We start from the raw sequence: 21,971 nt of genomic DNA, 5'->3' as shown, positions 1-21,971 counted from the left end.
TTCCTGATTTTGTTCACCGATTATTTGCCATAGAGATCACAAAAAAAGTATCATATCTATATATGATTTCTTTTCGCATTCAGGGAATAAATAATGAAAATTAGCGATGAATTAGCTTATGCAATCGCTTCCGTTACAGAGGTTGCGGCATTAGCCGCGCATAATTGGGTAGGTAAACAAGATAAAAACGCAGCAGATAAAGCCGCCGTTGAAGCCATGCGTAACCGCCTAAATGAATTAGATTTTCACGGTCAAGTCGTGATCGGTGAAGGTGAAATTGACGATGCGCCCATGCTATATATTGGAGAGCAAGTGGGTAATCCCTCAGCGAAACAGAAATTAGATATCGCTGTTGATCCTATTGATGGTACTCGTATGGTCGCCTGTAATGAGCACAATGCCATTGCGGTTTTAGCCGCAGCGCCAACGGGTACTCTGTTACAGGCTCCAGATATGTATATGGAAAAATTGGTTGTCGGTTACGAAGCCAAAGGTACAGTACATCTCAATAATCCATTAGAAAAAAATCTTGAAAACCTCTCCTCAGCACTGAATAAACCGATAGCTCATTTATCAATTGCTATGCTTGATAAGCCACGCCATCAACATATCATGCAAACAATTCGCAATTTTGGTGCGAATGTCATTGCAATCCCTGATGGCGATGTTTTAGCTTCCTTATTAGCTATCTTACCTGAACATCCTATTGATATGATGTATGGTATTGGCGGTGCACCTGAAGGAATTATTAGTGCCGCCATTGCACGTGCTTTAGGTGGTGATATGCAAGCTCGTTTAGTCTCTCGTACTCAAGCTAAAGGAGATAATGCACAAAATAGACTCTTAGCTGAGCAAGAGGCAGCGCGCTGCCGCCAAATGGGCGTGAATATTGGGGAAATTCTCACATTAGACTCAATGGTGAGTAGTAATGATGTCATGTTTGCAGCAACAGCCATTACCCCCACAGTGTTAATGGATGGCATCGCGCATCATGCCCACAGTTACACCTCGAATACGCTGCTAATTAATGGTCATAACCGTTCGTTAAAGATTATTAATAACCGACATTTCCATTAATCTCATCTGATCGAACTGGTATTAAACCTACCAGTTCTTTTTCAAAGCGCCTTTGTAAATCTACTTAGTTCGACGACATAATTGGCAATAATTTTCACCTTCACATTTTGACATTATTCTTCTAGGTTATAGAAGGATATTTTTTAATCATCTGTATCATGATCTAATAATGGAGTATTTATGAAATTGAAACTTTTTATCGCCACAGCCGTCGCTCTGTCAACCCTGTCTGCTTTTACAGCTCAAGCTAACTCAAATGCTAACGCTAGCACTACGTTTTCAGCGTCTGTCGCGAAAAAACTCAATAGCTATGAGGATATCATGGTAGGTAAAGTCTGGGTAACCACAGAAGCGCTTGATCAAGATAACAAGCAAGTTGACCCCGCCAATGAACAAGTTGCCAATTTCTTTGGACTTGCCGAATACTTTCCAGATGGCACATTTAAAATGATGACGCCAGAAGGTAAGCCAAAAATGCAGGGTGACTGGTCATTTAGTGACGATGGTAAAAGCCGCTCAATTACCGCGAAAAATGATAAAGGTGAAGTGCTATTTACCCGCGTAGTTGAAAACATCACCGTGACGCCGGAAGAATATACTTATCGTATTTATCCAACACCGGATGATAAATCAAAATACGTTGATATTGTGCATAAAGTGAAAAACTAATTGCCCCAGTATGCGGTTGTTCCCTTGCATGGTATTACAACAACATATTCCTGACCCCATCATAGTAAAAAGGATGGTGACATAGTAAAAAGGCCATAGACAGCTCACAGTCTATGGCCTTTTATATAGGTTAAACTGCGTTATTTATCTTGTGCCAATGTCATACGATTCAACATTGGAGCAGTAATCACCATCAAAATCGCAATCACACCCGTTACAATACCAATTTTCAAGAAGACATCACTGTAAACGGATAGTGATTCAAGTGAACTTGTCACCTTCCCTTCTGGTACAGCGGCCAAGGATGCTACGTAACCGGCAATAAATGCAGCAGCAGAGTTAGTTAAGAACCATGCTCCCATGATAAAGCCCATCAAACGCTGAGGAACCAATTGCGCTACCATCGCGAGGCCGAGACCTGAGATCATCAGTTCACCAATACTCTGGAAACCGTAACAAATTATGAGCCAGCCAGCAGACACTATCCCCGCCTCGTTGGCAAATTTCGCACCTAATGGCAACACCAAGAAGGCTGCCGAGCATAGCAACATACCGATAGCAAACTTGTGTGGCATCGGTAAGTGATCGCCCATTTTATTGTAGATTGCCGCCAGAATTGGGCTACCAATAATAATCCAGAATGGGTTTAATGCTTGATATTGTGCTGGTTCAACAGAGAATATTCCAAATATTTCATGCTCAACGTTGTGTAACGCAAAGAAGTTAAGCGAGGTTGGCATCTGACTGTACAGAACAAAGAAGACGATAGCTTCTAACATCAGAATAAGTGCAACAATCATGCGACGACGTGCAGAGCCATTTAGCGCTAAGGTTTCTTTAATAAAGATAACAATAATCCCTAGCGAAATGATACCCAATGCTGCACGAGCGATCTCCAAATTGTGCAGTAACCATGTAGAAATCACGATCAGAGCCACAACCCCTACAATAGTCACTAGCAATTTAGAAATCACTATTGGAGCAAAGTCAGGTTTAGAACCATGATCGGCAACCCATTTCTTACACATAAAGAAGTTAATCAATGTGATAACGAGGCCGACAACACTGAGGGAAAAGGCAATATCCCAACCATAATGTTTTGCCAACCAAGGCGTTGCTAACATCGAGAAAAGAGAGCCGATGTTAACGGACATATAGTACATGGTGAATGCACCATCCAAACGCGGGTCATCTTTTTCATAACAAGTGGATAGTAACGATGATGGGTTAGCCTTAAATAAACCATTACCAACAGCAATCGTTGCTAGCCCGATATACACCATGGAGACATCATGCCCTGAATATGCGACGAAAGCATAACCAGCAATTAACACTAACGTACCGAGAACGATAACGCGTTTTGTGCCGAGAATTTTATCGCCTAACCATCCCCCAATAGCAACAAAGCCATAAACTAATGCAGCAAAAGCAGAAAACAAAGTAATTGACTCTGTTTCTGACATGCCCAGCACTTGGCTTAGGTAGAGAGGGAGGATCCCTTGGAGACCGTAATAACCAAAACGTTCCCAAAGTTCAATAGAAAAGATGAGATAGAACGAGCGAGGTTGCTTAAACGCGTTAAGACTGACTTCCTCTTTGTTGTTAGTTGTGGACACTAGTTACCTCTATGACAACCTGTACATAAGCAAAAAAGCTAAATGGGGTACTGTTTATACCCTCAGCATTGTTATTGTCTCAAGAATTCCAGTTTAAAAATCCAAAGTTGTCCGGTTAAACGCGTTAAATTCACTAACTTCCCGCCGATACATTAACCTTCAAATTCGACATCACTGTGTGTAATAGGATGCTTATGAATCACAAACATAAAATTCAATGAGTTAAAGCAGATTTGATTATTTATTCAACATTGATAGTGATAAATACCGCTAGAAATGCGAAAATCAATTAAGCAATATACGCTATTTATGCACCAAAAATAAAGATTTAGCTAGTACTAATTACCCCATAAATAGTTCGATATCGTGAATAAGGTCACTTTTATAGCTAATTTACACAGTTAATACTGGATATTAATTAACCAATTGATACGTAAATGTTAAGCATTTTGTGCTAATTTTAAAACTAAGATAATTAAATTTACCTTAAGCTCATTTCAATTAATAACCTTATATCTTTCCCTCGGTAGATTGTTATATGACAGTGCCGTCCGACTAAAAAATCTATTATTGGATACTCTATTTGGGATGAGTTGTTTGATATTTAATCACGCCGATGGGAGTCGTATGGAACCACACTCCATCTATCTATTCACAGAACTAATCAGGTGGGATTTGAAGGAAGTTAGATAAAAAAAAGCCCAGCAAATCGGCTGGGCATAATGCATTCTACTTAAGGATCTTAGTTACTTCGAGTAAAACTACCATTTCATAGCTGCATTATTGCATTACTTCATGTAAAGAAATGAATGTTGAGGGTAAATATATGAATGTTTACGCAAGCAAACAGAATATACTTATTACTAAGACCACCAGCTCATACAAAAGGTTCATAATTTTTTATTTTTTTATCACCAGAAATTCCTTTTGCAGCACAAATAGCTATTTTGCGATAACCACCTGAAAGAGATTGTTTATTGCGCTAGGGAAAACAGCGAGTTAACCTTATGGTAGATACGTTAATAAAAGGATCTTCAGTGAAAAAATTTTTGTTGTCACTGTTCGTTATTTGCAGTGCCTTTGCGCTTAACAGTTATGCAGCACCTTTGTCTCCCCCTCAAGACAAACAACTGTTGCTCAAAAGTGCGCAGGACGGACAAGCCGAAGCTCAGTTTAACCTTGCTATGCTGCTTCAATCCGAAAAACAGTTAACGGAGGCCGCTAAGTGGTATCGTTTGTCGGCTCAGCAAGGGTTTACAAAAGCGCAAATTAACCTTGCGTTGCTGTATCAACAAGGCAATGGTGTCGATAAGAGCCCAGAACAAATGCTGTTTTGGATGAAAAAAGCGGCCGAAGCAGGCGACCCTCTAGGCCAATTAAATATGGCTGAATATACTCTGAGCGGCGTTGATAAATTATTGCCTAAAAATAAACAACAAGCCGAAGCTTGGTTGGTTAAGGCGGCAGCACAACATTTTCAACCCGCAGAATTAATGCTAGCTTACTGGTATGAAAAAGGCATTGCCGTTACTGAAGACCCCCAAAAAGCACAACAAATCTACCAGTCGCTGGCAAAGCAAAATAATCCCCAAGCTCTTTATTTATTGGGTTATCAAGCCGCCACTGGCATGTATGATAAAGCCGATTATCAGCAAGCCTATCAATATTTTTCACGCTCAGCTCAATTGGGTTTTTCACCCGCACAAAATAGCTTAGGTATGCTCTATTTGCATGGTCAAGGGGTGAAAAAAGAGGTGAAATCCGCGATTAAATGGCTAACACTGGCCTCCGAACAAGGTGAAATTTCTGCTCAATTTAATTTAGCATTAATTTATGCGAGGGGTGATGGTGTGCCTGCTGACCAAGCAAAAGCCTGTCACTGGTTTATTCGCGCAGCCCAACACGGTAATAATGACGCACAATATGCCACGGGAGCATGCTACCAATACGGTATGGGCGTCAAACAGGATGATAGAAAAGCACTTTACTGGTATAAGCTCGCTGCCTCTCAGGGAAATGAAAGAGCAGAAAAGAAAGTGTTGATCCTCGAAAATAACCTTAAAAAATAATCCTGCTTGTCTGCATAAAAACAGTTTGCTGTTTGTTTATGCAGACTTCATGATGTTATTAACCGCTATTTTTGAACGGCACGGTAGATTCGTTGAGGCCGCCCTACTTTGCCGTACTCAATTTCCGCTTCGATTTTATGTTGAGCTAAGCAGTACTCTAAATAACGGCGTGCCGTTGTACGGCTCAGTTTAATTGTTTCTGCAATTGTCTCGGCGGTATATTCCGCATCGAGTTGTGCAAAAAGTGAGAGCACTTTTTCGAGTGTCAACGCATCAATCCCTGTTGGTAGTTCCTCTTTGGCCTCCCCCCGTGCATAAGTATTAAACATATCGTCGATTTGGCTTTGATTTGTTTTGCTCCCTGCCTGTAACACTGATTTACGTTGAATATAGCGATCGAGTGTTTGCCCTAAGCGCTCATAAGCAATAGGCTTCACCAAATAATCGAACACACCTAAGCGGATAGCTTCTGAGACAGTTTCCATATCGCTCGCCGCCGTGGTAAATACGATATCGGCGTTGTTTCTTTCTTGGATCAATTCATGAACCAGATCAATGCCTTTACCGTCAGGCAAATAGTTATCGAGTAAGATGAGATCAGGCTTCATATATTCAATCATTTTTCTGGCCTGAGCCAAATCACCTGCAACCCAAACTTTATCGCAAGCGGGATAGGATTTTATATACTCACCGTGCATTTCTGCTAATAAGAGTTCATCTTCCACAATGAGGATTTTTATCTTAATCATTTTGCATCTTCACTTTCGGAATAAAAATTGAGAATAGAGTACCATGTGGTTGATTATCTTCAATTATAACCACACCATCACACCTTTTGACATACGAAGCCACAAGATACAAGCCAATGCCATGCCCATCGACTGACTCCGTTTTTGTTGTCATACCTCTTTCAAACCACCTTTCTTTCATTTCAGCAGGGAAACCACAGCCCTGATCCGCGACTTCGATCACAAACTCGCTCCCTTCATCAGAAAGGTACAACTCAACCTGCTTATTACCCTCATTATTTTTCAAGCTTGCTTCAAACGCATTGTCCAGAAGATTCCCCAAAATGGCACAAAATTCTGTACTGCTAAGTAACGGCGGTAACGAACTCAATTGGCACCCTTCTATAAATACCAATTGCACCCCAAGCTCTCTGGCACGGTGATATTTACCAAACAGTAACCCAGCGACTTGCTTATCGGCAAATTGCTTGCGTAATGAATCAATCAACTGCTGTTGTGACTCAGATTCCCCTTTGATCATCGCTAGTGCTTGATCATATTCCTTCATTTGTAGAAGGCCGCTCAGCGTTGACATCCAATTAAGGTGTTCATGACGCAAAGAGCGCAAATTCTCAACGTATTGACGTACTTGTGTCAATTGGGAATTGAGAGATTCAATATCATTTTGGCTACGAAAGCTAATGACCGCGCCAATTAAGTGATTTTCATCGTGTAATGCAATGCGGTTTGCAATCACATTTAACCCATTGAAGGAACAAATGACATCATGTTGTGTGGTAGAGATATCATTAATAAAAAATGTTGCCGGCGTCACTAACTCACTGATAGCGCGCCCAACCAAATGGTTAGATGGTTCACTTAGGGAGAGCATTTTGCGTGCGTTGTGATTGATATTAATGATGCGCCCTTCACAATCAACGGCAATCACCCCTTCGAAAACGGCTTCAAAGATCCCTTTTTGCATAACCACCATTTGCGCGATCTGCTCAGGCTCCATCCCCAGCATTTGCCGTTGGATCAACCGAGTAAAGGCCCATGACAAAAAAAGCAAGATGACCAAAACCCCAAAAAAGGTGGCTCCCGTTTGTACAAATAATTCACTACGGGAAGTTTCAATTTTATTGGTGAGGTACCCGATAGACACCACCCCAATCACCTTATTATTTTCATCAAATATCGGCGTTTTTGCGCGTACAGCATTCCCTATAGACCCTTCTCCGTCAATAAAATAGCTTTCACCTCGTTCCAATGCACCGGGTTTATTCCACTGCATTTTAAAGCCAACCTTTTCTTGGTTTGGGTGATATAAGCGCATCGAATTTTCATCCCCTATCACCACATAATCATAATCTGAATCTTGATTTAGTTGATCTGCAATCACTTTGAGGCTTTGAATGTCTTTGGTTTTGACGGATTGGACGATACCTTCCATCGATGCAATTAGCTTCGCCTGACTCATGGCAAGAGAGCGAATATTGGCCATTAAACGGTTTTCTGCCGTGTCGGTGAAATACTTGCCTAGGCTAAAAGTCAATACGACAGAAACGAGTAATAGCAAAAAGAACACCCGCACTGAAAAGGATATCGATTTATTTTTTCTAAATAGAGAACGTTGATGCTCTTTTGCCATGAGATACCCTATGTTACCTACTGAAAAGTAAAAATATTGTTACACGAAAAGCAAGCCAATAACACACACTAGACTCGATTTAGCAAACAAATAAACACCATATTAATAATTAAATCCATTAAAACCAAGCAATAAAAAACATATCCCATAATAAAGTGCATAAAAACCATTAAACAAATACAAACTCCTTTTAGAAACATGAAACAGGTCAAATATAATAATGCTATAAGCATTAATATTAATATCGAAAAGGATAATTAAATAAAAAGCTAATGAGTTATTTATTAAATTAATATTAAGAGTTTTATTTAATTAACTTTAACATTAGTAACAACTTAAAAACATCTCTATATGAGATGCAGGATACTAATATGTTCGAAAACATAACGTTTCACCAAGTAAAACGTCATGAGAACAGGAAACTAGCTGAAATTGCTCAGTTTTTAAAAGAGAACGACCTCGATATTGATTCAAGCATTGACGTTTTTATTACAATTACGCGCAATGATAAATTAATTGCATGTGGTGGCCTCGCTAAAAATGTTATTAAATGTGTGGCTATCAGTGATCATGTTCGTGGTGAAGGTCTTGCATTAAAATTAGCCACTGAATTAGTTAACCTTGCCTACGAAAATAATACAACCCATCTCTTCATTTATACTAAAACTCAAAACGAAAGTTTATTTCAACAATGTGGATTCCATACTTTGGCTACTGTGCCAAATATCATGGTATTAATGGAAAATAGTTGTTGTTACTTAAAACGCTATATTAAAAACTTAAAAAACTACCGTAAAGAAGGCAAAAAAATAGGTGCTATCGTGATGAATGCCAATCCATTCACTCTGGGTCACCGCTATTTAATCGAAAAAGCCGCTCAGTCTTGTGATTGGCTACATTTATTTGTCGTCAAAGAAGATACCTCACGGTTCCCTTATAGCGTTCGCTTAGCACTGATTGAAGCTGGCACCAAAGGAATTGAAAATCTCACTATCCACAAAGGCTCTGAATACATCATCTCAAGAGCGACTTTTCCCTGCTATTTCATCAAGGACAAAGCCGTTGTTGATAATTGTTATACCGAAATCGATATCAAAATTTTCCGTCAATATATTGCACCAGCACTGGGGATCACACACCGTTTTGTGGGCACTGAGCCTTTTTGCAAAGTCACTAATCAATATAACGAAGACATGCGCTATTGGCTCGAAACTCGCACGCTTAGTTATCCACCTATTGAGCTGGTTGAATTTCCGCGAATGGTCTATGACGGCACGGCGGTATCCGCCTCACAAGTTCGTAGACTGCTTGCTAAAAAAGATCTTGCGGCGATCAAGCCGATTGTTCCCGAGGCAACCTATCGCTATTTAGAGGATATGTTAGCTTCCCGTTCAACATCGGCCCCTCACCGTATCGAAAATTCTGAATTAGTCACAGGTGAACTATGAAAATACTCCACGCAGCCGTTGCAGGCACGCTTGAATCAAGCGATGTCATGGTACGAATAGAACCCTTAGAAGACACGCAGGAAGTTTCAATACAAATCAGCAGTAGTGTTGAGAAACAGTTTGGTGATGCGATTGAAAAAATTGTCCTTGAATTGATTGAACAACATGAAATTGAAGGCGCTCAAATCATTATTGATGATAAGGGTGCCCTTGAATGTGTTCTTAGAGCGCGCCTAGAAGCCTTGCTTGCAAGAGCATGTGATATCACTGCATTGCCTTGGGAGGACAAATAATGACACCGGAAAGAAAAACTCGGACGCGTAGAAGCATGCTGTTTGTCCCCGGCTCTAATGCCGCAATGCTGAGTAACTCATTTATTTACAAAGCCGATGCGTTGATGTTCGACCTTGAAGACTCCGTCGCCTTGCGCGAAAAAGATACGGCTCGTCGTTTGGTCTATCATGCGCTACAACACCCTTTATATCAGGATGTTGAAACCATTGTTCGTGTCAATGCACTGGATTCCGCTTTCGGCGTCGCAGACTTAGAAGCCGTTGTTCGCGGTGGTGCTGATATTGTGCGTTTACCCAAGACAGATACAGCACAAGATGTTATTGATATCGAAAATGAAATTTTACGTATTGAGAAAAGCTGTGGTCGCGAACCTGGTAGCACCGGTTTGCTTGCTGCTATTGAATCACCGATGGGGATCACACAGGCAGTCAACATTGCTCACTCATCACCCCGACTTATTGGCATCGCATTAGGTGCCGAGGACTATGTCCGCAATTTGCGTACCGAGCGGTCTCCAGACGGTATTGAACTCCTCTATGCTCGGTGCGCCATTTTACAAGCTGCACGCTCAGCCGGTATTCAAGCATTTGATACCGTGTACTCTGACGCCAATAATGAAGAAGGTTTCTTAAAAGAAGCCGCACACATTAAGCAACTTGGTTTTGATGGCAAATCCTTAATTAATCCTCGTCAAATCGAACTCCTTCATAACCTTTATGCGCCGACACAAAAAGAAGTGGATCACGCCCAACGCGTTGTTGATGCCGCCAATGCCGCGGAACAAGAAGGCCGTGGTGTGGTTTCACTGAACGGAAAAATGGTTGATGGCCCTGTCATTGACCGAGCACGCTTAGTGCTTTCACGAGCGGCATTATCAGGTATTCGAGAAGAGTGAGGCATTGAAAATGACAACGATAACACAGCGCCAGGCGCGCGTATCAGCCTATTTTGACCATATAACTGACGACGCCCCTCGTCAATTTAAAGATATTGGCAAAGTACAACAACAAGTTCAAAAACCCCGCAATCGCAAACTGTGTGATGATTTGCAAGTCGCCATCCGCCGTTCAGGTTTAAAAGATGGCATGACCATTTCATTCCACCATGCTTTTCGTGGCGGCGATTTGACCATCAACCTTGTCATGCAAGTGATTGCAGAGATGGGATTCCGTAATCTCACTCTGGCTTCTAGCTCGTTGAGTGCTTGCCATTCCCCATTAGTAGAACATATTCGCCATGGCGTTATCCGCAAAATTTACACATCCGGTATTCGTGGGCCATTAGCAGAAGCCATTTCCCGTGGTGAATTAGCTGAACCAGTACAGATTCACTCGCATGGTGGGCGAGCTAACCTGATCCATAGCGGCGAACTGAATATCGATGTGGCTTTTATTGGTGTTCCATCTTGTGATGAATACGGTAATGCCAATGGCTATACCGGTGAAGCTTGTTGCGGTTCATTAGGTTATGCAAAAATTGATGCCGAAACGGCAAATAAAGTCGTGATGCTAACCGAAGAGTTACTCCCTTATCCACATAACCCTGCTAGCATCAAACAAGATGAAGTCGATTATATCGTCAAAGTAGCGCGTGTGGGGGATGCCGACAAAATCGGTGCCGATGCAACTCGTATGACCTCTAATCCGCGTGAATTACTGATTGCGCGAACAGCCGCAGACGTCATCGAAAAATCAGGCTACTTTAAAGAAGGTTTTTCACTACAAACGGGGACTGGCGGTGCTTCACTTGCCGTCACTCGTTTCCTTGAAGACAAAATGCGTCGCCATAACATCTGTGCAGGTTTTGCATTAGGGGGTATCACATCCACGATTGTTGATCTGCATGAAAAAGGCTTTATTCGCAAGTTAATTGATGTGCAGAGTTTTGACCGTGCTGCGGCAATGTCACTCGCCCGCAACCCGAATCACATCGAAATCAGCGCCAATCAATACGCTTGCTTTGACTCAAAAGGGGCCTCTGTTGATATGCTTGACGTTGTTGTACTCAGCGCCCTCGAAATAGATACACGCTTTAATGTCAACGTGTTAACTGGCTCAGATGGCGTGATCCGCGGTGCATCTGGCGGTCACAGTGATACCGCGGTTGCATCAAAACTGTCAATCATTGTTGCACCTTTAGTACGTGGTCGCATTCCAACTTTAGTCGATGAAGTGATCACTTGTGTTACCCCCGGCTCTAGCGTCGATATTCTCGTCACTGACCATGGTATTGCCGTCAACCCTGCCCGTCCTGAGCTAAAACAGCAATTGGAAAGTCAGGGCATAAAAACGGTCTCCATTGATTGGTTACGCGAACGTGCTGAACTGTTAACGGGTAAACCTAATCCGATTGAATTTACAGACAAAGTCGTGGCAGTAGTTCGTTATCGCGATGGCTCTGTAATTGATGTCGTGCATCAGGTTAAGGAGTAACACCATGTTTTACCCACTGCCTGATACGATAGAGCAACCTGAAATTTCTTTATCTGAATTGTTGGCAAGCCGTGATGTTCGTCAGGCTCGGCAACAACAATGGATTGGTCTCCATCAGGTAACCCTGATTTCATTTACTGTCGTTTTTCCTGGACCTGTTAAAGATAATCATCTTGTCAGGCAAATCTTTAATCAGGGATTAAATGCGCTTAAACAGGTGGCTCAATGCAGGCAGTGGGTACTTTTAGCACAACAATCTTTCGCTTTACCAACAGGCCCTGAATGTTTAGTGGCAGTCGATGCCGATGCCATTGAGGTTAAAACTGCCTTAATTGAGGCAGAAGAGTTATCAGCGGTCGGTCGTCTATGGGATTTTGATGTCTTTGATGCACAAGGGCGGCAATATTCGCGCTCTGAGCTGCAACTTCCTCCTAGACGCTGCTTAATCTGCGAAAAAGAAGCTAAGATCTGTGCGCGAGAGCGTGCTCATTCATTAAGTGAAATTATTCATCAGATAGAGGTGCTAGCCAATGCGTCCAATCACGATTGAGCAAACAGAGCAACTCACACAAGAGATCGTGCACTACTACAGCCAACTCGGCTGGCAAGCCATGATGGCAGAAGTCAATTTAACCCCCAAACCAGGGTTAGTTGATAAATTCAATACTGGTGCTCATAAAGACATGGCGCTGACCGATTTTCATCTTAGTGCTCATGCTATTGCACAACATTTTCCTGACTTTTTACTGGCAGGCGCCAAATATAAGCAGTACCCCATCGAGCAAGTTTTGACGCTTATTCGCCCTATTGGTATAGCTTGTGAAAAGTCGATGTTCCAATCCACCAAAGGGGTTAATACCCATAAAGGATCAATATTTTCTCTTGGATTACTACTAACCGTTATTGGTCGCCAATTAGCACTGCATGAACCCGTTTCAGCCATGAGTATTAGTAATGGGGTATCACAAATGTGCCGAGGCATTACCGCGGAACTAAAACATAAAACGAGCCGTCCTACAGCAGGCCAGCGGTTATATCAATCTTTCGGTTTGACAGGCGCGCGCGGTGAAGCTGAAAGTGGTTATCAATTAGTCGTCAATTTATCGCTCCCCTACTATTTAAAACAACTTGTTGAAGGTAAACCACAAGAACTCGCATTACTTGAAACGTTAATCCTATTAATGGCGAACAATGATGATACCAATGTTGCCAATCGTGGTGGATTGGAAGGGTTAGCATGGTTAAAAACACAAGCGCAAACTTTACTCGACCAAGGTGGATTAACAACCTCTGCTGATTTAGAAAAAATTAAATCATTCGATAATCAATGTATCGCAAAAAATTTAAGTCCAGGAGGAAGTGCTGATTTACTTATTTTAACGTGGTTTTTATCTCGGTTACCTTATTCAAAAGACAGGATCCATTTTACTCATTAATAAAAAATAAATTTAAATCAACATAGGAAAATTAAAAATCATTTTAATAAAGATATGTTAATTAAATATTGATTATTAGTTTAACGAATTTATAACTTATTTGGTATTGAAGAAGAGATTGACACTCTTCAACGAATCTCTGCATGCCAAATTTGTCATTAAACAAATTCATAATATTAAAGTTCATAAAATTTAATATTAATTAAGTTTAGTATTAATATTAAGGAAACTGGCCTATGCAAAAAGATAAAATATGGAAGCTATTTATTCTAATAGCGATTCCCATAATCATATCGCTTATTCCCACGCCGGAGGGGCTACCCCATATTGCTTGGTTACTATTTGGTCTCTACTTAGCCGCTATCGTCGGGCTGGTACTAAAACCTTATTCTGAACCTGTAATATTGTTAGCCACCATTGCTGCAAGTGCGACGATCATCGGTGTGACTGGCACTAAAGATGTCAAAGTGAGCGAGGTCTTAAGTGGTTATGCTTCGGGTACAACATGGTTAGTCTTTGCAGCGTTTACACTCAGTGCTGCTTTCGTGATCACTGGGTTAGGTAAACGACTTTCCTATGTTTTAATTGGTAAATTAGGTAGTACGACATTAGGTCTTGGCTATGTAACTGCCATCCTTGACTTAATTATCGCGCCTGCAACCCCCTCCAATACCGCGCGTGCTGGTGGGATTGTTTTCCCTATCATTAATAGTGTAGCGGTGGCTCTGGGTTCAGATCCCGAAAAAAGCCCTCGAAAAGCAGGTCACTACCTTTTAGTGAACGTTTATATGGTGACAAAAACCACCAGCTATATGTTCCTAACAGCTATGGCTCCAAATGCGTTAGCACTGGCGATGATGAGCGATATTATGGGCATTAGTTTGAGTTGGGGAGGCTGGGCGCTTGCAGCCGCAGTTCCGGGTCTTATCATGCTCATTTTAACGCCATTCATTATCTATAAGCTTTATCCACCTGAGTTAAAAAAGGTCAACAACAAAGAGATCGCCGCAAAAGGTTTAGAAGAGCTTGGCCCCATGACGGTAAGAGAAAAGCTGCTGAGTATTGTGTTCCTATTAGCTTTAGCGGGTTGGATCTTTGCCGATAAAATTGGTGTCAGTGCTTCCACTGTTGCGATTTGTGTTATGGCTTTGACATTAATTCTGGGCGTTGTGACTTGGGATGATGTGCTAAAAAATAAAGGTGGCTGGAATACCTTGATTTGGTACGGCGGTATCATCGGGATGTCTGGTGTACTGACAAAAGCTGGCTTTTTCGAATGGTTAGCCAATGTTATGGGTCAACACCTCTCATTCGGTGATCAAACCATGCTCGCCTTCTTTGTGATTATGTTTATCAGTGTTGCGATACGTTACCTCTTCGCGTCTGGCGGTGCTTATGTCGCTGCAATGGTGCCTGTGTTTGCAACTGTCGGTATGGTTGCGGGTGCACCACCAATGCTGCTAGCCCTCGGTCTACTCTTCTCGAATGCTTACGGTGGCAGCTTAACCCACTACGGAGGCGCGGCAGCACCAATCGTCTTCGGTGCTGGCTACAACGATATTCGTTCTTGGTGGATTATAGGTGGTATCGTTGCATTCTTAAGTTTACTGGTACATATGACAATTGGTTTAGGCTGGTGGGAAATATTAATCAGCTCCGGTTTAATTTAGAAAATAATAATCTGAATACAAATTAAATTAACAATGGGATCTGAGCTTATGAGATCCCATTTAAATATTAAATGCCCTCTTCCTATTATTTTGCTGTGCTATCGGCAGCGATTGTTTTTATTTCATGCCATCAACAGCATAAATAATAAATGAGCAATACTCTAAATAGGAAAATACATGAAAAAAATACCTTGTATGTTGATGCGTGGCGGCACATCTAAAGGCGTATTTTTATTAGCGGATGACCTACCAAAGAATATCCAAGAGCGCGATGAACTCATATTAGCTATTATGGGATCGGGCCACGCACTACAAATTGATGGTATTGGTGGTGGTAGCCCTCAAACCAGTAAAGTGGCAATCATTAGCCGCTCCCCCCACCCTGATGCCGACATTGATTATTTATTTGCTCAAGTTTCAGTGACGGAACGTATTGTTGATACCGCGCCTAATTGTGGCAATATTCTCTGTGCCGTTGGCGCTTACGCCATCGAAAAAGGGTTAATGCCTATAACAGGTGATGAAACAACAATCCGAATTCGTAATATCAATACGAATACTTTCGTCAACGCCACAGTACAAACACCAAATGGTCATATTGTTTATGAAGGTGATACCACCATTGCAAGCGTTCCTGGTCATGCTGCCCCTATCGCCCTCACATTTTTAAATGCGTGTGGTACAAAAACTGGAAAACTACTCCCCACGGGCCATGCCATTGATACTTTCGATGGCGTCGAAGTCAGTTGTATCGATATGGCGATGCCAGTTGTGCTCATTGACGCCCCTCAATTAAACAAAACGGGTTATGAGAGCGCGGCTCAACTTGAAGCGGATAAGGCGTTTATGCAGCGCCTAGAGAGCATTCGCCGCCAAGCTGGCCTTGCGATGGGATTAGGTGATGTCAGCCAAAAAGTGATCCCCAAGCCTGTTCTGGTTTCCCCTGCAATTCATGGTGGAACGGTTAACGTTCGCTATTTTATGCCTCATAAGTGTCACGGTGCATTAGCTGTTACAGGCGCTATTGCAATAGCGACAGGCACCATCTTAGAAAATAGCGTCATCAAGCGTCATTTAACAAAAAATGTCGATATGCAACATATCTCGATTGAACACCTCAGTGGTCATTTTGATGTTTCGCTCAATCAGCAAGGCGACTTCCCAGAAGGGTTACAAGCTTCCATTATTCGAACGGCGCGAAAGCTATTTTCCGGGGATGTGTATGTTCCTTAATCGGTTATCTCTCTGACACATGACGCCTATCTATTATAGGCGTCACCTTTCTCTAACTAGTGTGACTGAAATTCCCCTTGGATCACATAAGAAACTTGATGAGCCTCATCAGGTGTTGGCAATTCTAATTTACTTGCCATACGCTCCATTACCTTTTCTGGCACGGCGTAGTCACGTTGACGATTTTGTTGTTGCCACTGCTTGTAGGGAACTTCCAAATAAATAAGGTGGATTTTCGCCTGATAGCGGGCAAACAAACCGATCATACTGGCTCTTAATGACGCACTTAGTGAAGTTGCATTCCAAATAAAGTCCTTTTTTGCACGTAACAAGACTTTCGCCTGCTCCTTCGCTTGTTGAGCGACCCAACCTTGCGCATTTTTATCGGCAGGATCGATTTTATGCGCGCGACGAATTTCATCAAGGCAGACCACTTCCCATTGCGGATAATACTGAGCAATAAAGTGATCTTTTCCCATTCCCGGCAAGCCACACAGCATAACCACTTCACTTCCTTGCTCCTCAAAAGGCTCGTAATCCGTAGTGCCACGCTGGTGATGAAAATAGTGGAAACGCCCAGCCGCCGAAGCAAAAGCTTTTGGTTGCGTCCAACACCCCTGTTCGCGACAAAATAGCTCAAATATTTCAATGCGAGACAAGAGTTCCGACTGATCTTGGCATATGCGCCCCAATACGTCCGCCTTTGCTAATAAACACAGCAGTGACATATCAACACGTAAAGAAGCAGCAAATAGCGCCCGCTCAGGGTCGACTTTTTCCATCAACCATAAAGGTAAGCCATGATAGCGAACTAAAGCGGCGATTTGTTCACGTATCGCAAACGGGGTTTCAACCTCTCGATAAAGAATGCGTCGAGCAGATAATTCACCTTTTTTCGCATGACCAGGAGAGATAATACGCCCGTTTTCATCTTCTCGTGTTGTCGTACGCTTTTCAACATCATGCAGCAGTGCTGCTGCCCAAACGATATTTTGCTGTAAAACAGGGAGTTGTTGGTATTCAGGTAATGCTTCGAGTGCTGCTAAAACCATTTGTGTATGTGTTGCCACATCACCTTCGGCATGATGCAGCGCATCTTGCGGTACGCCTCGCATATCACGCACAAAATCAAATTGCGCCTCTAGCTGTGACCATGCGCGTTGTTCAGTCAATTGCCAACTCATACTTCCCCCTTTTGGCGTTCGAACGCTAACTTCGCTCGCTGCCAATGTCTTTTCCAATGAATATCGGTTTTAACATGGTTTTTTCGCACATATTTAAAGACATGCTGCATAAAATCAGCGACCAAAAAACGGCGGCTATCGCGAGTCACAATGCCTTCCATACTACAAGGTTGCTGAGTAAACGTATCACAAGCCCCAAAAAGGCTATCTTGTGAAGCGGCCTCACTAAGCTGAGCCGCATAAGCCTGTGGCCCAAGTTGCCTATCAATCTTGAGGGTTAGCTCCGGCACTGTTGGAAAATCAAATAAAGCGGCATAAAACTTCACCTCTTCCCAGCTAAGCCAATAGTCACCTTGTCGCACGGCAAAAACATAGAAGTAATCTTCAATATGTTGATATTCAATAGAGTGTATCGCATAGAGGTTTTCGCCAAACAGTTCGATATCCCCTAAATCGTTTTTAATTAACTGCCAGCGCTGGCGGATCTGTTGGCTCCATGCTGACTGTGTTGGCGCAGCATGCGAGCGAGCAAAAACCCCATATTGGCTTAAGCAATTATTTTCACCATCGAGTTTTTCGGTATGTACCAGTTGTTCAATATTCTGGATGTGCGACCACCAATCGCTATTGATACGATCATCACTGGTGGTGCCAGGTGAGAACGGATAGTGATACGTTCTACCATACTTTCTTGATTGCATATTCATCATGCTTTCTCTACAGAAATAGGAAAAACAACAAATCCTTTAGCAAGATTTGCCTCTGTGTTGTGTGAGAAATCAAGAGTTGGTATTACATATCTCTTCCGCGGAACGGCCTCGTTATGGGGGGTTACTTATTCAAAAGTAACAAATTCATTTAAAAACAGGCCGATTCTAGCCTAACTGTCAAGTAAAAGGCTATCAATTTAATCTGAATCTATGACGGTAATGGAGTGGCTTTCATCGCGTATCAGCCCACTTTCACTTTTACTGTGTCGCGCTGTTTAGCCCCTTTCCCTCAATTTTAAACGTTAAAAATGACAATGTGCCCCTTATCTTAAGGGGCACACCGATGCATTAAAAGGCTAACCTGTGGCTTAATATAAGCCGAGTACAGCACCTACCGCTAAGGTGAAGAAGCTAAACAGCCAAATCCAACCGAATGAATAGCGCAGATGGCGCCCCATATCAATTCCAGCAAGCCCCATTGCCAACCATGCAGCTGGTGAGAATGGGTTAACAAATGTTCCGGCGTTATTACCAATTGCCATTGCATATACGACCGAAGAGGGGTCTACACCAGCCGTTTCAGCGATTTGCTGAATAATAGGTAGCAGAGCAAAGTAATACGCATCGGTACTGGTGAAAATATCCATCGGTACGCCGAGGATGCCAACAAAGATATGGATTTTAGAGACCCATTCTGTTGGTAATATTGCCGTTAAATCTTCAGCGATCGATTTTAGCATTCCCCCATCCGACAAAATACCGAGGAAAGCACCCGCAGCGAGAATAATCGCGACCATGCCTAACGCTTGTGGGGCATGTTCAGAGAGAACCTTCATTTGATCTTTCGGATTAGGAAAATTAACCAGCAAGGCGATTGATAACGCAATCATAAACACATAAGGCGCCGATAACAGTCCAAATGCCAGACAAATAATAGAAGCGACAATTAACCCACCGTTAATCCATGGCTTTTGTGGCTTGTTTATTTGTTCATTCACATCCGCTATTTGCTCATTAGCAGGCAATAAAGAGTCCATCAGATACGGACTTGTGCCTTTAAGTGCAGCAGCGGCAATACGGCGTTTCTCACGTAACCCCATAATTACTGCGAATACCACAGCACCAGCCATACCGATGATCTGCACAGGGATCAAGCTTTGCCATAACGTTGCGGCATCAATGCCTGTCACCGCAGAAGCACGGCCTAATGGGCCACCCCATGGCACCATGTTCATAATCCCCATACTGGCGCACATCAATAACAACATTAAATAAGGGCTCATGCCGAGCTGGCGATATAAAGGCAGCAGTGCTGGAATAATAATCAGGAATGTCGCGGCACCAGAGCCATCTAAATGCACGACACCCGCAATTAGTGTGGTCATCACACACACAATGATCACATTGCCTCGCGTCATTTTGACCATCAAACGGATAAGAGGATCAAAAATATGCAAATCTTTCATCAAACTAAAGAATAAAATAGCGAACAGGAACATCGCCGCCACTTTAGAGACTTTATTGATACCGCTTTCAAAAAAAGCTGAAATTTCAGGGATTGAATACCCTGCAATCAGGGCGCCAATAAAAGGAATACAAGACATTGCAATGATAGGGCTAACTTTTCCCATCATAAGCAAGGTGACGATGGAAAGAATGATCAATATACCGATAATTGTTAACACATTGAGTTCCTTATTAGAATTATATTTTTAAGGTGAAAATTAAATACACTTAAACGAGTATTAATTTATTCCATTGTATATTTTCAATGTTGCGATATGCATTTTGAATATACGGTAAATACACATCTATCTCCCTGACCTTATATAAATCAAAATTAATTTTCGCAAGAGCTAGATCATTTTTTTGCTGAATAACAACCTAAAAATTAGCCATAAAAATCAGCGTTTAATATAAAAATTTAGAGCAAAACGCTATTAGCACCATTAAAACCATTAATTAAAATTAATACCAATATTAATTGTTTTTTATTTACTTAATTGCTAAGCTGGCGATTATAAGAGGGTAATTATTTTTAATTATCAAACTAGTTTATGTTTTCTATTTTTTTTTAGTGTTTTATTTTCACAATGAGGAGAAACAGACAGAAAATTATACTTTTTCACATAGTTCTCAAATTTATACTTATCTACTTGCATTATTCTGTGACTAATAGAATTGAGCTTTAACTGTAAAAAACCACATGAACAGCACAAAATGATACTGAACTTACTTGTATCATGGATAAATTAATCATGATCACTAAGGAACAAGACAGATGAGCTTCCTATTTTCCCCCGCAGCTTTGGGGCAAATTTCCCTAAAAAACAGGATCATTGTTCCACCGATGTGCCAATATTCCGCCATCGACGGCATGCCAACCGCTTGGCATCATTCACACTATATGAATCTCGCGCTTTCAGGGGCATCGTTAGTTATTGTCGAAGCTAGCGCAGTCACCCCCGCTGGGCGTATCACCTATAAAGATCTCGGTATCTGGAATGATGAACAGGCAACCGCCCTAAAAAACATGTTAGCAGATATCAGGCAATTTGCTGATGCACGCTTAGGTATTCAAATCGCTCATGCAGGTAGAAAAGCCTCAACAGATCTCCCTTGGCTGGGTGGTCAGAGCCTCTCTAAACAAGAACAAAATGGCTGGGAAACGGTCTCTGCGTCAAACTTGCCTTTTGGTCATTCACACCCGCCAAGAGAACTGAGCAAACAAGAGATCCACGACATCCAACAACAATTTGTCGATGCGGCTAAACGTGCAGAATATGCGGGATTTGATGTTATTGAAATCCATGCAGCCCACGGTTATTTATTGCATCAATTTTTATCGCCAATCGCGAACCAGCGCCAAGATGAATATGGGGGCAATTTTAAAAACCGCAGTCGTCTATTAATCGATGTATTTCGTGCGGTTAGAGATGCAGTTAATCCCAATATTGCTGTTGGCGTTCGAATTTCTGCAACCGACTGGGTTAGTGGTGGATGGGGGGTTCCTGAATCCATTGAACTTACTGAACAACTCGAAGAACTAGGCTGTGATTATATACACGTCTCGTCAGGGGGGTTATCGTCTGAGCAGCAGATCCCTATTAGCCCCAATTACCAAGTGCCACTCGCTCAAGCTATTCATGAGCATACAATGATGCCGGTGATTGCCGTCGGCCTTATTACTGAGCCTAATCAAGCCGAAGCGATAATCGCTACTGGGCAAGCGGATTTTGTATCAATCGGTCGAGGGATACTTTTTAACCCTCGTTGGCCTTGGCATGCGGCAGCACAACTAGGGCAAAATATCAGTGTTGCACCACAATATTTACGCAGTGCGCCTTATCAATATAAAAAGTTATTTAGCGCATAATAATAGTCACAGCGGTAACAAGACACTTACCGCTGTGATATATCTTAATTAACGCTCAGCTTTTGTACACTGATTAACAAATTCAACCATTGATTTTTGAAAATCAGCTTCTGCTGTTGCTGATTTCGCTAATTCACCTTCAATACGTTTATATTCTTTCAAACCGTATTTTTCGATTGTTTTGTCATATGCACAGGCACAAATTGCGCTAATAGCATCTGCGGTTTCACCGGCTGGACTCCCAGACGCTTTCACACAATCACTCACAAAAACTTTTTTAGATTCAGCGATTTCGGCTTTATCGTCCGAGCATGCTGCTAATAATGTCATAATGCCTGCCATACCCAAAATTAATGCGATCTTTTTCATCTTTAGCCT

19 protein-coding genes are annotated in these 21,971 nt (G+C 42.1%); 12 read left to right on the top strand and 7 right to left on the bottom strand.

All coding sequences use genetic code 11. From position 1 onward, the window contains the following. The first annotated feature begins 93 nt into the window (after nucleotides 1-93). Both glpX and PR833_RS14115 read left to right on the top strand, forming a co-directional pair. Nucleotides 94-1,077, top strand: a complete 984-nt coding sequence (gene glpX, locus PR833_RS14120) for a class II fructose-bisphosphatase (RefSeq protein ID WP_036943782.1) — start codon at nucleotides 94-96, stop codon at nucleotides 1,075-1,077. A 180-nt stretch (nucleotides 1,078-1,257) separates the two neighbouring features. Continuing rightward, a complete protein-coding gene (locus PR833_RS14115; RefSeq protein ID WP_014658099.1) occupies nucleotides 1,258-1,746 on the top strand; it encodes a DUF4822 domain-containing protein in 489 nt (162 codons plus the stop codon). Nucleotides 1,747-1,886: 140 nt separating this feature from the next. Here the strand turns inward: PR833_RS14115 and dtpA are convergent, their stop codons facing one another. Beyond that, a complete protein-coding gene (gene dtpA / locus PR833_RS14110; RefSeq protein ID WP_004918766.1) occupies nucleotides 1,887-3,362 on the bottom strand; it encodes a dipeptide/tripeptide permease DtpA in 1,476 nt (491 codons plus the stop codon). A 1,037-nt stretch (nucleotides 3,363-4,399) separates the two neighbouring features. Here dtpA and PR833_RS14105 point away from each other — a divergent pair. Next, complete coding sequence (locus tag PR833_RS14105) at nucleotides 4,400-5,431, top strand: SEL1-like repeat protein (protein ID WP_040133023.1); 1,032 nt, start codon at nucleotides 4,400-4,402, stop codon at nucleotides 5,429-5,431. A gap of 65 nt (nucleotides 5,432-5,496) precedes the next feature. Here PR833_RS14105 and dpiA read toward each other — a convergent pair whose 3' ends face one another. Together dpiA and dpiB are read right to left on the bottom strand one after the other, a co-directional pair. Further along, nucleotides 5,497-6,180, bottom strand: coding sequence for a two-component response regulator DpiA (gene dpiA, locus PR833_RS14100; protein ID WP_272526242.1), 684 nt, complete (start codon nucleotides 6,178-6,180; stop codon nucleotides 5,497-5,499). Further along, complete coding sequence (dpiB, locus tag PR833_RS14095; RefSeq protein ID WP_014658097.1) at nucleotides 6,173-7,810, bottom strand: sensor histidine kinase DpiB; 1,638 nt, start codon at nucleotides 7,808-7,810, stop codon at nucleotides 6,173-6,175. Before dpiB ends, dpiA begins: the two co-directional genes overlap by 8 nt. 371 nt (nucleotides 7,811-8,181) lie before the next feature. Between dpiB and citC the strand changes: the two genes are divergently transcribed. From citC to PR833_RS14055, 8 genes are all read left to right on the top strand, one after another. Then, nucleotides 8,182-9,258 carry a [citrate (pro-3S)-lyase] ligase gene (gene citC / locus PR833_RS14090; RefSeq protein WP_036943776.1) on the top strand — a complete coding sequence of 359 codons (1,077 nt, stop codon included), beginning with the start codon at nucleotides 8,182-8,184 and terminating at the stop codon, nucleotides 9,256-9,258. Next, on the top strand, nucleotides 9,255-9,551 hold the full coding sequence (gene citD / locus PR833_RS14085; RefSeq protein ID WP_004918755.1) for a citrate lyase acyl carrier protein: 297 nt from the start codon (nucleotides 9,255-9,257) through the stop codon (nucleotides 9,549-9,551). Before citC ends, citD begins: the two co-directional genes overlap by 4 nt. After that, nucleotides 9,551-10,447 (top strand): citrate (pro-3S)-lyase subunit beta, encoded by an 897-nt coding sequence (gene citE / locus PR833_RS14080; RefSeq protein WP_004918754.1) that lies wholly within the window; start codon nucleotides 9,551-9,553, stop codon nucleotides 10,445-10,447. The genes citD and citE overlap by 1 nt, the downstream gene beginning before the upstream one ends. Before the next feature lie 10 nt (nucleotides 10,448-10,457). Next, complete coding sequence (citF, locus tag PR833_RS14075) at nucleotides 10,458-11,984, top strand: citrate lyase subunit alpha (RefSeq protein WP_004918753.1); 1,527 nt, start codon at nucleotides 10,458-10,460, stop codon at nucleotides 11,982-11,984. 4 nt (nucleotides 11,985-11,988) lie between these two features. Further along, nucleotides 11,989-12,534 carry a citrate lyase holo-[acyl-carrier protein] synthase gene (gene citX / locus PR833_RS14070; protein WP_272526240.1) on the top strand — a complete coding sequence of 182 codons (546 nt, stop codon included), beginning with the start codon at nucleotides 11,989-11,991 and terminating at the stop codon, nucleotides 12,532-12,534. Then, the gene (gene citG / locus PR833_RS14065) at nucleotides 12,515-13,420 is read left to right on the top strand and encodes a triphosphoribosyl-dephospho-CoA synthase CitG (RefSeq protein WP_014658094.1); all 906 of its coding nucleotides are present in this window, start codon (nucleotides 12,515-12,517) and stop codon (nucleotides 13,418-13,420) included. The genes citX and citG overlap by 20 nt, the downstream gene beginning before the upstream one ends. 236 nt (nucleotides 13,421-13,656) lie before the next feature. Continuing rightward, complete coding sequence (locus PR833_RS14060; RefSeq protein WP_004918749.1) at nucleotides 13,657-15,090, top strand: anion permease; 1,434 nt, start codon at nucleotides 13,657-13,659, stop codon at nucleotides 15,088-15,090. 177 nt (nucleotides 15,091-15,267) lie between these two features. Then, nucleotides 15,268-16,323: a 4-oxalomesaconate tautomerase gene (locus tag PR833_RS14055; RefSeq protein ID WP_272526238.1), complete on the top strand. Its 1,056-nt coding sequence runs from the start codon at nucleotides 15,268-15,270 to the stop codon at nucleotides 16,321-16,323. Between the two features lie 56 nt (nucleotides 16,324-16,379). Here the strand turns inward: PR833_RS14055 and PR833_RS14050 are convergent, their stop codons facing one another. The 3 genes from PR833_RS14050 to PR833_RS14040 form a co-directional block, all read right to left on the bottom strand. After that, complete coding sequence (locus tag PR833_RS14050; RefSeq protein ID WP_272526237.1) at nucleotides 16,380-17,507, bottom strand: AAA family ATPase; 1,128 nt, start codon at nucleotides 17,505-17,507, stop codon at nucleotides 16,380-16,382. Next, on the bottom strand, nucleotides 17,504-18,214 hold the full coding sequence (locus PR833_RS14045; RefSeq protein WP_014658091.1) for an RNA ligase family protein: 711 nt from the start codon (nucleotides 18,212-18,214) through the stop codon (nucleotides 17,504-17,506). Before PR833_RS14045 ends, PR833_RS14050 begins: the two co-directional genes overlap by 4 nt. Before the next feature lie 371 nt (nucleotides 18,215-18,585). Continuing rightward, complete coding sequence (locus PR833_RS14040) at nucleotides 18,586-19,902, bottom strand: CitMHS family transporter (RefSeq protein WP_272526235.1); 1,317 nt, start codon at nucleotides 19,900-19,902, stop codon at nucleotides 18,586-18,588. A 596-nt stretch (nucleotides 19,903-20,498) separates the two neighbouring features. Here PR833_RS14040 and PR833_RS14035 point away from each other — a divergent pair. After that, on the top strand, nucleotides 20,499-21,593 hold the full coding sequence (locus PR833_RS14035; RefSeq protein WP_040133020.1) for an NADH:flavin oxidoreductase/NADH oxidase: 1,095 nt from the start codon (nucleotides 20,499-20,501) through the stop codon (nucleotides 21,591-21,593). A gap of 48 nt (nucleotides 21,594-21,641) precedes the next feature. Here PR833_RS14035 and PR833_RS14030 read toward each other — a convergent pair whose 3' ends face one another. Next, the gene (locus tag PR833_RS14030) at nucleotides 21,642-21,962 is read right to left on the bottom strand and encodes a hypothetical protein (RefSeq protein WP_004918736.1); all 321 of its coding nucleotides are present in this window, start codon (nucleotides 21,960-21,962) and stop codon (nucleotides 21,642-21,644) included. Nucleotides 21,963-21,971 lie beyond the last annotated feature (9 nt).

This window comes from Providencia sp. PROV189 (genome assembly GCF_028480065.1).
Taxonomy (GTDB): Bacteria; Pseudomonadota; Gammaproteobacteria; order Enterobacterales; family Enterobacteriaceae; genus Providencia; species Providencia stuartii.
Note: the sequence above shows the minus strand (reverse complement) of the source record. Positions and strands in the feature narration are given on the sequence as shown.